Source organism: Nonomuraea cypriaca (genome assembly GCF_015645445.1).
GTDB classification, from domain to species: Bacteria; Actinomycetota; Actinomycetes; order Streptosporangiales; family Streptosporangiaceae; genus Nonomuraea; species Nonomuraea cypriaca.
The window spans coordinates 17,849-30,207 of sequence record NZ_JADOGI010000128.1 but is presented as its reverse complement, the minus strand read 5'-3'; the positions used below and the strand labels follow the sequence as shown (position 1 = coordinate 30,207).

Below are 12,359 nucleotides of genomic sequence, written 5' to 3'. Positions count from 1 at the left end.
GGGGGTACTTGGGGGGCGGAGGTTGGGAGACTGAGGGTCACATCGTGGATCACTGAGGTTGTACGGTGCGGTGAGGGTCGACTATCGATGGAAGTACGCGCCTTTTTTGGCGAAATGTCAAGGAGTATCGCCGAAAGTTCAGGAACTTCCGCTGATATCTGGCCAAAGCCTCGGCCGCCGTCGCTGGCCCGGCGTACGTGCTGACCTGGCCCGTCGAGACGCCCCACGACGCGATCGGCTGATGCGGCGTGACAAGCCACGGCGACAGCGGATGTCCGGGCGGCGGCGCGCTTCCCGCGCGCCCGCGCGTGGGCGAACCTCTCCGTGTGTCGCGCCCGTCGTTCACCTGGTACGCGCGTCAAAGCAGCAGGTGATAAGACGGATGTCGCCCATCTTCTGCTTGACCATCGATAAAAGTCGCTCTTAGCATCGCTGTTACTGACATAGCGGACGCTCACCCGCGTTCGGTATGGAGCCCGACATGTAGGAGCTTCCATGGACAAGGTCGGTGTGTGGCTCATCGGGGCGCGGGGGTCCGTGGCGACCGCCGCGACCGCCGGTGCCGCGGCGATCAAGGCGGGGGTCGCGTCCTCGCAAGGATGTGTGACCGAGTCCCCAGGCTTTCCCGGGCAGTTGGTTCCGTTCGCCGGTCTGATCTCCGGCGGGCACGACATCAGCGAGATCTCTCTGCGTAAACGCGCCGAACAACTGAGCAGGGCAGGGGTGATTCCGCCGGACCTGCCAGGACTGATCGCCTCGGAGCTGGACGCCGCCGACGCCGAGATCCGGCCCGGCCACGTCCCAGGCCACGGCGGGCAGGACACGGCCGCGGCCCGCCTGATCGCCGACATCACCGGCTTCCGCGCCCGGCACCGGCTGGACAGGGTGGTCGTCGTCAACGTGTCGTCGACCGAGCAGCCGGCCGCCCCGCGCCCGGAGTTCGACAGGCTCGCCGACCTCGAGGAGCGGCTCGCGACGGGGGACGACGTCCTGCCGCCGAGCTCCTTGTACGCCTATGCGGCGTTCCAGGCCGGCTGCGGCTACGTCGAGTTCACTCCCTCCACCGGTCCGATCCTGCCCGCGCTCGCGGAACTCGCGGCCTTACGCGAGGTGCCGTACGCGGGACGCGACGGGAAGACCGGCGAGACCTTGATCAAGAGCGCGCTCGCGCCCATGTTCGCCGACCGGGCGCTGCGCGTCCGCTCCTGGTCCGGGCTCAACCTGCTCGGCGGGGGCGACGGGGCGACACTCGCCGATCCGGCCGCCAGGTCGAGCAAGGAGCTCTCGAAGGACCAGGTCGTCGCCGGAGTCCTGGGAGAGCCGGTCGAGGGGCAGACGCACATCGACTACGTCCAGGACCTCGGAGAGTGGAAGACCGCCTGGGACCACGTGACCTTCGAAGGCTTCCTCGGCGTGCCGATGACGCTGCAGTTCACCTGGCAGGGCTGCGATTCCGCGCTGGCCGCCCCCCTCGTCCTGGACCTGGCCCGGCTGGTCGCCCGCGCGCACGAGAAGGGACGGCACGGCGTGCTCCCCGAGCTCGGCTACTTCTTCAAGAACCCGTTGGGGACCCACGAGCACGCCCTGGCCGCCCAGTACGCCAGGCTGCGCGCCTTCGCCGAGGAGCTGTCGTGAGGGCGGTGCTGGAGCTGGTACGCGCGCCGGCCGCCCTGTCGGTGCCCGGCGACACCATGGCGGGAGCCGCCGCCGCGGGACGGTGCCCGAACCCCGGCCTCGCCCTGGCCTCGGTGCTCATGTACTGGTCGGGCATGGCGCTCAACGACTGGGCCGACCGCGAGGCCGACGCGATCGAGCGACCTGAGCGCCCGATCCCGTCGGGCAGGGTCCGGCCCGGCGCCGCGCTCGGGATCGCGACCGCACTGACCGGCGCCGGCCTGGTCGCCGCCGCCGTCGCCGGTGGACGCCGCGGTCTCACCGTCGCCGGTCTGCTGGCCGGCGCGGTGTGGGCCTACGACCTGGGCCTCAAGCGGACGGCGGCCGGCCCGGCCTCGATGGCGGCCTGCCGCGTACTGGACGTGCTCCTGGGCGCGGGAGCGCAGGGGAGAGGTGCCGTGCCGATGGCGCTGGCGGTCGGCGCGCACACGTACGGGATCAGCATCCTGGGCCGGGCCGAGGTGACGGGGGCGACACCCGGGACCGCCGGGCGCGCGCTCGCCGCCACGACCGCGGCGGCCGGTCTGGCGGTGGCGTCCAGCCTGCGCAGCGGCCCCGCCGCCCGGATGAGCGCCGGTGTCCTCATCGCCGGCTATCTCGCCTCGACCCTGCCGGTCCAGGCAGGGTTACGGGCCCACCCCGACCCCGAGAACGTACGGCAGGCCGTCCGACTGAGCATCCTCAGCCTGATCCCGCTCCAGGCGGCGGCCGTCGCGGGGAACGGGCGGTTCGCGGCGGCGGGCGCGCTGCTGTGTTCGCTGCCCGTGGGCAGGTGGCTCTCGTCCCGGCTGGCGACGTCGTGAAGTGGGCCTACTGCACCAACGGATTCGGCGACCACCGGCTCGACGAGGCGCTCGCGGTCCTGTCCGACCTCGGGTACGCCGGTGCGGCGATCACGCTCGACCGGGGGCACCTGGATCCCTACGCCCCCGGCCTGGCCGCGGAGGTGTCCAGGATCGCCGGACTCCTCGAACGCCTCGGCCTCGAAGCCGTCGTCGAGACCGGCGGGCGGTACACCCTCGACCCCTGGCGCAAGCACCATCCCACCCTCATCAGCGACGACCCCGGCAGGAGGGCGGAGTTCCTGACGACGGCGATGCGGATCGCCGCCGATCTCGGCGCTCCCGTCGTGCACCTGTGGAGCGGGGTCAAGCCCGACGGCGTGACCGAGGCGGAGGCGTTCGCCCGGCTGGCCGGGCAGTGCGAGCGGCTCCTCGACGAGGCGGACAGGACCGGTGTCACCCTGGGCTTCGAACCGGAGCCCGGGATGCTCGTCAAGGATCTGGACGGTTACGAGCGGCTGCGCGAGATGCTCGGCGGCCATCCCCGGTTCGGCCTCACCCTCGACATCGGGCACTGCCACTGCGTCGAGCGGGAGGACGTGCCCGCATGCGTCCGGCGGGCGCTGCCGTACACGGTGCACGTGCAGATCGAGGACATGCGCAGGGGAGTCCACGAGCACCTGGAGTTCGGCGAGGGTGAGATCGACTTCGCCCCGGTGCTCACCGAGCTGCGCGGCTACTCCGGTCTGGTGGCCGTGGAGCTGGCCAGGCACGGCCATGCCGCTCCGCTGGTCGCCCGCCGATCGATCGATTTCCTGAGGAGGGCACATGACGGAGCCGGCGAAAGAATGGCTGGCACAGGCCCTGCGGCGGGTGGAGGCTGACCCGCACGCGATCCACCTGCTCTTCCCGCAGGCCGAACGGCTGGGAGGCGCCGGCGCCCGGAGCGCGCTGCTCGCAGCGCTGCGCGGCGACTACGCGGTGATCCGCGACCTGTACGAGCGCGGCGACACCGGCGAACGGCTGGCCATCCTGTCCGCGCTGCCCGAGCTCGACCTGGGCGCGGCGGCGGTCGGGCTGGTGGAGGACGCGCTGCGAGCCAACGACACCAGGCTGGTCGCCGCGGCCCTCGGCCCCTACGGCTCGCAGTGGCTCGACGGCCACGCCTTCCGCCAGGGCGTGCTCAAGTGCGTCTTCATGTCGATCCCGCTGGACTCGGTGTCCGGCCTGGACCGCCGGTTCGACGCCGAACTCGCCCGGATGCTGGCCGACTACGCGGCGGAGCTGCGCGCGGCGGGCCGGCCCGTCCCGCGTGACGTCATGGAGAGGATCTGAATGCGCATCTTCGACCCCCACATCCACATGACCTCCAGGACCACCGACGACTACCAGCGCATGCACGCCGCTGGAGTCCGGGCCGTGGTCGAGCCGGCCTTCTGGATGGGCCAGCCCCGTACCAACGTGGGCAGCTTCCTCGACTACTTCGACGCGCTGCTCGGCTGGGAGCCGTACCGGGCCGCGCAGTACGGCGTCCGCCACCACTGCGCGCTCGCGCTCAACCCGAAGGAGGCGAACGATCCCCGGTGCGCGGGGGTGCTGGCCGAGCTGCCGCGCTACCTGCTGAAGGACTCCGTCGTCGCGGTCGGCGAGGTCGGCTACGACTCGATGACGGCCGAGGAGGAACGGGTCTTCGAGGCCCAGCTCGACCTGGCCAGGCAGAACGGTCTCCCCGTCCTGGTGCACACGCCGCATCGGGACAAGGCCGCGGGCACCCGCCGATCGCTCGACGTGGTGCGCGCCGCTGGGATGGCCCCCGAGCGGGTGCTCATCGACCACCTCAACGAGATGACCGTCGGCATGGTCGCGGACTCGGGCTGCTGGATGGGGTTCTCGATCTACCCCGACACCAAGATGGACCCGGACCGGATGGTGGCCGTGCTCAGGACGTACGGCACCGCCAGAACGCTGGTGAACTCGGCCGCCGACTGGGGACGCAGCGATCCGCTGAAGACCCGCGAGGTCGGCGACGCCATGCTCAAGGCCGGCTTCGGTGAGGACGACGTGGAGCAGGTTCTCTGGCGCAATCCGGTGGCCTTCTACGAGCAGAGCGGCCGGCTCGCCCTCGAGACCGGCTCGGCGGCCCCCGACTACGCCGGCAACACGATCAAGCGGGGCTGACCATGCGGCTGCGCCACGCGGACGGCTCGACGGTGCACCTGTCGTACTGCACCAACGTGCACCCAGCCGAGGACCTCCCCGGCATCCACCGGCAGCTCTCCGGCGTCGCCGCGCGGGTCAGGGAGCTGCTCGGCGTCGAACGGCTCGGCCTCGGCCTGTGGCTGCCCCACCAGGCCGCCACGGACCTGCTCGCCCGGCGCGACGAACTCGCCGGGCTGCGCGGGCGGCTGACCGCGCTCGGGCTGGAGGTCGTGACCCTCAACGGATTCCCCTACCGCGGCTTCCACGACGAGATCGTGAAGTACCGCGTCTACACCCCTGACTGGGCCGGCCCCGAGCGGCTGCGCTACACGCTCGGGCTGGCCGAGATCCTCGCCGAGCTGCTGCCCGACGACGTCACCGAGGGGACGATCTCGACGCTTCCCCTCGCCTGGCGGACCGGGTGGACCAGCGACAAGGCGGTGGCGGTCAGGGCCAACCTCGACGCGGTCGCCCAGGGGTTGCGCGCGCTGACCCAGCGGACCGGCAAGGTGATCCGGCTGGGCTTCGAGCCGGAGCCCGGCTGCATCATCGAGACGACGCCCCAGGCGACCGGCCTGCTGAGCGACGTGGATCACGACTACCTCGGCCTCTGCCTGGACGCCTGCCACATGGCCGTGGGCTTCGAGGAACCCGGAGCGGGCGCCGCCACGGGGCTCCCGATCGTGAAGCTCCAGGCGTCGTGCGCCCTGGAGGCCCCACCGGGTACGCAGCGGGCGCTCGCGGCGTACGACGAGGCCAGGTTCCTCCACCAGACGCGATCCGCCGGCGGCTTCACCGACGACCTGGGCGAGGCCCTGGCCGGCGGCCTGCCCGCGGAGGAGAGCTGGCGGGTGCACTTCCACGTCCCGCTGCACGCCGACCCGCCACCTCCGCTCACCACCAGCGCCCCCTACCTGCGTGGCCTGCTGCACACCCTCCTCGGCGGCGCCGCCCCGCTCACCCGGCACGTCGAGGTGGAGACCTACACCTGGAACGTGCTCCCCGGCGCGCCGCCGGACATCGCCGCCGGCATCGCCGCGGAGCTCGACTGGATGCGGGTGCGACTGGCCTCGCTCGGAATGAAGGAGCAGTGGTGACTCCTCCGCTCCCTGAAGGGAGCGGCTTCTCGCTAAGCCGCTTCCGCAGCCTGGCGAAGGGCAAGCCCTGCCCTCAGATGTTGATCGCCGCGTTGACGTCGGCGTGCGCCTGGTGGTCGCACACCGTACATCGGAACTCGGCCTGGGTGACGCGGTTCTCCCGCGCGCAGTGCCCGCATCGCGAACAGGCGCGGGAGGTGTTGGCGGGGTTCACCGCGATAACCTCTCGACCGGCACTCTCAGCCTTGTACGACAAGATCGTCAGGAACACCCCCCAACCCGCATCCAAGATCGACCGGTTCAGGCCCGACTTTTGGGCGACGTTGCGTCCGGGCTGCTCGATCGTGCCAGCAGTGGAACGGGTCAAATTCGCGATTCGCAGGTCCTCGTGCACGATCACGTCGTAGTCGCGGACCAGCGCGAGCGCCGCCTTGTGTGCGCCGTCGAGCCGCTGGCGGCGGACCTTGGCGTGCAGCGCGGCCACCCGCGCGACGGCCTTACGCCGCCGCTTGGACCCGCGTTTCTTGCGGGCCAGGTCGCGCTGCGCGTCCGCCAGGCGGTCGGCGGTCGTGGCAAGATGGCGCGGGTTGGCGACATGCGCACCGTCCGAGGTGGTGACGAGCGACGCCACACCCATGTCCACGCCGACCACAGCGCCCGTGGCAGGAAGCGGCTCGGCGAGCACGCCGTCACAGGAGAGGATCACGTACCAGCGGGAGCCTTCCCGCTTGACGCTGATCGTCTTGACCCGCCCCCGCACCAGCCGGTGCTGATGCACCCGCACGTGGCCGATGCCCTGCAACCGCAGGTAGGCGACGGCCGGGTGGTCGGGTTGGGAGTCCCACCGGCAGCCGTCGCCGTCCTTCGGCCACTCCACCGTGTCGAACCGGCCGCGCCCCTTGAAACGCGGGAAGCCCGGCGTACGTCCGTCGCGGACGCGCTTGAAGAACGCCGCGAACGCCTTGTCCAGGCGGCGCAGCGTGGCCTGCTGGGAGGAGAACGACCAGCGGCCCTGCCCGTCCGGGTCGTCGGCACGGATGTGCTTCAACTCGCCCGACTGGTCGCCGTACCGGATCGTCACCTGGGCCTTGGCATAGGCGATGCGCCGGTGCTCCAACGCCGCGTTGTACAACTGCCGCTGGTCCTCCAGGCACTGCGCAAGCGCGGCGGCCTGCCTGCTGGTGGGTCGCAGCAGAAACGTGAACGACCTGCGCACACCCCCCTCCCGAACACCTCACGACCAGTAATGCGACGACCACGCTACCGACAGGCACCGACAAAATCCCGAAGGAGGGAGCGCGGATTCCCCCGCCGGCTGAAGCAGGCGGTCACCTCCGCGCAGAACTGATGGCACCGCTGATCGTGATCAACGTGGTGGGGCTGACCCCCCGCCTGCTGGCGCACATGCCGAACGTGGCCAAGGTGGGTACGGCCGCCGCGCTCAGGCCCGTGCTCCCGGCCGTCACCTGCTCGATGCAGGCCACCCTGCTGACCGGGACGCCGCCCCGCGACCACGGCATCGTCGGCAACGGGTGGTATTTCCGCGACCACGGCGAGGTGCTGCTGTGGCGCCAGCACAACGCGCTCATCCAGGGCGGCCAGCTGTGGAACGCCGTACCCGGCCTGCGTGCCGCGAACGTCTGCTGGTGGTACGCGATGGGCGCGCCCACCGATCTGCTCGTCACCCCGCGACCCATCTACCACGCCGACGGCCGCAAGTCGCCCGACTGCTACACCCGGCCGCCCGAGCTCCACGACGATCTGGAATCCGCGCTCGGGACGTTTCCGCTGTTCAGCTACTGGGGCCCGAACGCGGGGATCGCCTCCTCGGAGTGGATCATCGCCGCGGCCCGTCGCATCCTGGCACGCGAACGGCCTGACCTGCTGCTGGTCTACGTACCGCACCTCGACTACGACCTGCAGCGGTACGGCCCCGCCGGACCCGAGGCGGTCGCCGCCGCCCGCGCCGTCGACGCCGCGCTGGCCCCGCTGCTCGCCGAGGACGCCGAGGTGGTCGTGCTGTCGGAATACGGCATCACCCCGGCGTCCCGCCCGATCGACATCAACCGGGCGCTGCGCACCGCCGGCCTCCTGGAGGTCTACACCCAGGCCGGGATGGAGTACCTCGACCCCTGGACGTCCCGGGCCTTCGCCGTCGCCGACCACCAGGTGGCCCACGTGTACGTACGCGACCCCGCCGACCTCGGCCGCGCCCGCGCGGTCGTAGCCGAGCTGACCGGCGTGGACGAGGTGCTCGATCACGCGGGCAAGGCGAAGTACGGTCTCGACCACGAACGCGCCGGCGAACTCGTCGCGGTCGCGGAGCCCGACGCCTGGTTCACCTACTACTACTGGCTCTCCGACGACCGGGCCCCGGATTTCGCCAGGCTCGTGGACATCCACCGCAAACCCGGCTACGACCCGGCCGAGCTGTTCATGGACCCGCGTGATCCGTTCGTCAAGCTCCGTGCCGCCGCGGCGCTGGCCAGGAAGAAACTGGGCTTCCGCTACACGATGTCGGTGGTGCCGCTCGACCCGGCGCCGGTGCGGGGCAGTCACGGCCGGCTGCCCGACCTCCGCGACGACGGCCCGCTCATCATCGGCCCCTTCGACGGCGACTCGTACGAGGCGACGGAGGTCAAGGACCTGCTGACCGGCCTCGCAAGGAGAGCCGTCACGTAGGCCGTGGGCCGGTCCGACCGGTTTCACGCTCCCAGTGACCGGCTGATGAGCTGGGCGGTCCGCAGCACGTCGCCCTCGATCCGGTCCATCTCCGCGTCGCTCATCCTGCCGCTCGGCCCCGACACCGACAGGGCCGCCGCCACGCGGGACGAGGCGTCGTACACCGGCGCCGCGAGTGCGCTCACGCCCTTTATCGTCTCGTCGTAGGCGCGGTCCTGACCTTTGCTCCTGATGGCGGCCAGCCGGTCCAGGAAGGCGTCCTTCGTCGGCGGCTCGATCGCCTGCCAGGCCCCCTCGCACCCGCTCGCCAGCACCGACTCCACCTCGGCCGCCGGTAGGTGGGCCAGCAAGACGCGCCCGGGCGCGCCCGTCCACAGCGGGTAGGGGACGCCCAGTTCGGAGTGGGTACGCAGCTCCGACTGGCTCTGCACCTCTTCGATGAACATGCGCTCGCGCCCCACCGCCACCGACAGCCCGACGGTCTCGTCCGTCGCGTCGCGCAGGGCCCGCATGTGCGGCAGGGCGACGTTGCGCAGGTCGAGCCGCTCCCGGTAGGCCATGCCGAGGGTGAGGGTGCGCGGGCCGAGCCGGTATTTGCGGCTGACCGGGTCCTGCACCGCCATGCGCGACTCCTCCAGGGACTGGAGCAGCCGCTGCGCCGTGCTCTTCGGCAGGTCCACCTGGACCGCCAGCTCGCGCGCGCTCAAGGCGCTCTCGCTGGTGCGCAGCACGTCCAGGATCAGCAGCGCCTTACGCAAGGTCTCGCTCACGCCCTACCTTCCGCCAAATCGGACAAATCCTCCGCAAGGGATTGACGCGGCGGGTAATACGCGTGAAACATTACCACTGTCCCAAATATTGGTCCAGTGTCCCATTTCTGACGCTTATCCTGACTGGCCGGCTCTGAGCTGGGACGACGAAAGACGGTGCCGAATGAGGTCCTCCCCCAGACCCGCCTCACCCGCCTCGATCAACCATGTCTCCCTGGCTAGCGTGATCGGGTCGGTCATCGAGTGGTACGACTTCTTCCTGTACGCCACGATGGCCGCCCTGGTGTTCAACTCCGAGTTCTTCCCGAGCTTCGACGCCCTCACGGGCACCTTGGTGGCCTTCGGGACGTTCGCGGCGGGCTTCGTCACCCGGCCCATCGGCGGCCTGATCTTCGGTCACTACGGTGACCGGCTCGGCCGCAAGAAGATGCTGGTCATCACCATGATGGTCATGGGCGGGTCGACGTTCGCGATGGGCCTGCTGCCGACGTACGACTCGATCGGCGTGCTGGCGCCCGTCATTCTGCTGGTCCTCCGCATGCTCCAGGGCATCGGGCTCGGCGGCGAATGGGGCGGCGCCTCCATCCTCACCTTCGAGCACGCTCCCAAGCACCGGCGCGGCCTGTTCTCCAGCTGGCCGCAGACGGGTGTGCCCATCGGCCTGCTGCTGTCCACGCTCGCGGTCAACGGCGCCGGTGCCTTCGGCGACGAGGCCCTGGTGGCGTGGGCCTGGCGGCTGCCGTTCCTGTTCAGCGTGGTGCTCGTGGCCGTCGGCCTCTTCGTCCGGCTCCGGGTCAGCGAGCCGCCCGTCTTCGAGAAGGTCGTCGAGTCGGGCACCCGGGCCAAGGTGCCCTTCATCGAGGTGTTCAGGACCTACCCCAAGATCACGCTGCTCGCGATGGGCACCAGGTTCTGCGAGAGCCTGGTGTTCAACGTCTACAACGCGTTCATCCTGACCTACACCACGTTGGTGCTCGGGCTGCCGAAGGACATCGCGCTCAACGGCCTGCTCATCGCCTCGGTGGTCGGTTTCGCCATCATCCCGATCGGCGGCCGGGTGTCGGACCGGATCGGCAGGCGGCCGGTGCTGGCCATCGGCGCGCTCATCTCCGGGGTCTCGGCGTTCCCGGTGTTCGCGATGATCGACACTGGCAGCACGCCGCTGATCTGGGCCGGCATCGTCATCGGATGGGCGTTCGGCGCGTGCACGATGTTCGGCCCCGAGGCGGCGTTCTTCGCCGAGCTGTACCCGGCGCGCGTGCGCTACACCGGCATGTCGATCGTCTACCAGCTTGGCGTGCTGCCCTCCGGCGCCATCGCGCCCGCCGTATCCACCGCCCTGGTGGAGGGCAGCGGCGGCGCGTCGTGGCCGGTGGCACTGTACGTGGTGGTCTTCGCTGCCATCGCGCTGCTCGCGCTCGCCTTCACGCCGGAGACCTCCCGGCTCAACAGGGACGAGGCCGTGCTGCCCGCCCCTTCCCGTAGCTGACAGAAAGGCACCGCCACCATGGCCACCAGGCCCGACATCGTTCTCGTACTCGCAGATGACATGGGCTTCTCCGACATCGGCTGCTACGGAGGGGAGGTGCGCACGCCCAACCTGGACCGGCTCGCCGCGTCCGGGGTCAGGCTGACGCAGTTCTACAACACCGCCAGGTGCAGCCCGTCCAGGGCGTCGCTGATGACGGGGCTGCACCCGCATCAGACCAGCATCGGCATCCTCAACTACGACGACTCGCCCGACGGCTACGCCGGCACGCTCAACGACTCGTGCGTGACCATCGCCGAGGTGCTCGGCTCGGCGGGCTACTCGACGTACCTGTCCGGCAAGTGGCACATGTCCAACGACCTGCGCGATCCCAGCGGCGCCTGGCCGACCCGGCGCGGCTTCGACCGCTTCTACGGCACGCTCGCGGGCGCGGGCAGCTACTTCCAGCCCGCCACGCTCACCAGGGACGAGGAGAACATCGAGGACGAGGCGCTGCGGGAGGGCTTCTACTACACCGACGCGATCTCCGGCAACGCCGCCACCTTCGTCCGCGAGCACCACGCCGCCCGCCCGGACGATCCCATGTTCCTGTACGTCGCCTACACCGCGCCCCACTGGCCGCTGCACGCGCTGAAGGAGGACGTCGACGCCTACGCCGGCCGCTTCTCCGCCGGTTGGGACGAGCTGCGCCGGGAGCGGCTGCGGCGGTTGGTGTCGATGGGCCTCATCGACGAGAGCTGGCCGCTGACCGATCGCGACCCGAACGTCCCCGCCTGGGCCGACGCCGGCCACAAGGAGTGGGAGGCGCTGCGGATGGCCGTGTACGCCGCCCAGATCGACCGCATGGACCAGGGCATCGGCCGCGTGCTCGACGAGCTGGAGGCGTCGGGGCGGCTGGAGAACACCCTGTTCGTGTTCCTGTCGGACAACGGCGGCTGCGCCGAGGAGATGCCGCCGGAGACCGCCGAGGACTTCGTCACCGCGTTCGTCGACTTCGCGCCCGTCACCAGGGACGGCCGCAAGGTGGTGCCGGGCAACCATCCCGGCCTCGACCCCGGCCCCGAGACGACCTACGCCACGTACGGCACCGCCTGGGCCAACCTGTCGAACACCCCGTTCAGGGAGTACAAGCACTGGATCCATGAAGGCGGCATCGCCACGCCGTTCATCGTCCACTGGCCCGCCGGTCTTGGGGCCGAGGCGACCGTGCGAACCAGCCCGCACCAGCTCACCGATGTGATGGCGACCATCGTCGACGCCACCGGCGCCGAGTACCCGGACTCCTTCGACGGCCGCGACGTGCTGCCGCTCGAAGGCCGCAGCATGCTCGGCTCGCTGCGCGGGGAGCCCGCCGACCCCGATCGCACCCTGTTCTGGGAGCACGAGGGGAACGCGGGGGCCAGGCGCGGCCCATGGAAGCTGGTGCGCAAGTACGGCTCAGGCTGGGAGCTGTACGACATGGAACGCGACCGCACCGAGCTGAACGACGTGTCCGCCGGCCACCCCGATCTGGTCGCCGAGCTGTCGGCCGCCTACCACGAGTGGGCCGGGCGATGCGGGGTGCTGCCTCGCGAGCGGGTGCTGGAGATCTACGCCGCGCGCGGCCACGGCCTGCCCACCTGAGACGTCACCTCTGGCATCGCTGGGAGCCGACGCGCGAGACGGG

At 70.7% G+C, this 12,359-nt stretch carries 11 protein-coding genes; 9 read left to right on the top strand and 2 right to left on the bottom strand.

Annotated features, from left to right (window positions below; translation table 11 throughout):
- Window positions 1-495 precede the first annotated feature (495 nt).
- From ITP53_RS33925 to eboE, 6 genes are read left to right on the top strand one after another with little or no spacing between them, the layout of a single operon-like run.
- Window positions 496-1,635, top strand: a complete 1,140-nt coding sequence (locus tag ITP53_RS33925) for an inositol-3-phosphate synthase (protein ID WP_195899545.1) — start codon at window positions 496-498, stop codon at window positions 1,633-1,635.
- Window positions 1,632-2,477: an SCO3242 family prenyltransferase gene (locus ITP53_RS33920; RefSeq protein ID WP_195899544.1), complete on the top strand. Its 846-nt coding sequence runs from the start codon at window positions 1,632-1,634 to the stop codon at window positions 2,475-2,477. The genes ITP53_RS33925 and ITP53_RS33920 overlap by 4 nt, the downstream gene beginning before the upstream one ends.
- Window positions 2,474-3,340: a sugar phosphate isomerase/epimerase family protein gene (locus tag ITP53_RS33915; protein WP_195899543.1), complete on the top strand. Its 867-nt coding sequence runs from the start codon at window positions 2,474-2,476 to the stop codon at window positions 3,338-3,340. The genes ITP53_RS33920 and ITP53_RS33915 overlap by 4 nt, the downstream gene beginning before the upstream one ends.
- Window positions 3,285-3,791, top strand: coding sequence for an EboA domain-containing protein (locus ITP53_RS33910; protein ID WP_195899542.1), 507 nt, complete (start codon window positions 3,285-3,287; stop codon window positions 3,789-3,791). Before ITP53_RS33915 ends, ITP53_RS33910 begins: the two co-directional genes overlap by 56 nt.
- Complete coding sequence (locus tag ITP53_RS33905) at window positions 3,792-4,634, top strand: TatD family hydrolase (protein WP_195899541.1); 843 nt, start codon at window positions 3,792-3,794, stop codon at window positions 4,632-4,634.
- 2 nt (window positions 4,635-4,636) lie between these two features.
- Complete coding sequence (gene eboE, locus ITP53_RS33900) at window positions 4,637-5,752, top strand: metabolite traffic protein EboE (protein ID WP_195899540.1); 1,116 nt, start codon at window positions 4,637-4,639, stop codon at window positions 5,750-5,752.
- Between the two features lie 73 nt (window positions 5,753-5,825).
- Here eboE and ITP53_RS33895 read toward each other — a convergent pair whose 3' ends face one another.
- Window positions 5,826-6,968, bottom strand: a complete 1,143-nt coding sequence (locus tag ITP53_RS33895; RefSeq protein ID WP_195899539.1) for an RNA-guided endonuclease InsQ/TnpB family protein — start codon at window positions 6,966-6,968, stop codon at window positions 5,826-5,828.
- A 131-nt stretch (window positions 6,969-7,099) separates the two neighbouring features.
- Here ITP53_RS33895 and ITP53_RS33890 point away from each other — a divergent pair, with 131 nt between their 5' ends.
- Window positions 7,100-8,434: a nucleotide pyrophosphatase/phosphodiesterase family protein gene (locus ITP53_RS33890; RefSeq protein ID WP_195899538.1), complete on the top strand. Its 1,335-nt coding sequence runs from the start codon at window positions 7,100-7,102 to the stop codon at window positions 8,432-8,434.
- A gap of 23 nt (window positions 8,435-8,457) precedes the next feature.
- Here the strand turns inward: ITP53_RS33890 and ITP53_RS33885 are convergent, their stop codons facing one another.
- Entirely contained in the window at window positions 8,458-9,204 is a 747-nt protein-coding gene (locus ITP53_RS33885) for an IclR family transcriptional regulator (RefSeq protein ID WP_195899537.1), read from the bottom strand.
- Between the two features lie 223 nt (window positions 9,205-9,427).
- On the opposite strand from ITP53_RS33885, the gene ITP53_RS33880 reads away from it, so the two are divergent.
- Window positions 9,428-10,693 (top strand): MFS transporter, encoded by a 1,266-nt coding sequence (locus tag ITP53_RS33880; RefSeq protein WP_207756778.1) that lies wholly within the window; start codon window positions 9,428-9,430, stop codon window positions 10,691-10,693.
- 18 nt (window positions 10,694-10,711) lie between these two features.
- Window positions 10,712-12,316: an arylsulfatase gene (locus ITP53_RS33875; protein ID WP_195899535.1), complete on the top strand. Its 1,605-nt coding sequence runs from the start codon at window positions 10,712-10,714 to the stop codon at window positions 12,314-12,316.
- Window positions 12,317-12,359: the final 43 nt, after the last annotated feature.

Excerpts from the sequence above, each read along its gene's own strand:
- ITP53_RS33925 (WP_195899545.1), top strand. The coding sequence starts at position 496 with ATGGACAAGGTCGGTGTGTGGCTCATCGGGGCGCGGGGGTCCGTGGCG.
- ITP53_RS33910 (WP_195899542.1), top strand. The coding sequence starts at position 3,285 with ATGACGGAGCCGGCGAAAGAATGGCTGGCACAGGCCCTGCGGCGGGTG.
- ITP53_RS33905 (WP_195899541.1), top strand. The coding sequence starts at position 3,792 with ATGCGCATCTTCGACCCCCACATCCACATGACCTCCAGGACCACCGAC.
- eboE (WP_195899540.1), top strand. The coding sequence starts at position 4,637 with ATGCGGCTGCGCCACGCGGACGGCTCGACGGTGCACCTGTCGTACTGC.
- ITP53_RS33890 (WP_195899538.1), top strand. The coding sequence starts at position 7,100 with ATGGCACCGCTGATCGTGATCAACGTGGTGGGGCTGACCCCCCGCCTG.
- ITP53_RS33875 (WP_195899535.1), top strand. The coding sequence starts at position 10,712 with ATGGCCACCAGGCCCGACATCGTTCTCGTACTCGCAGATGACATGGGC.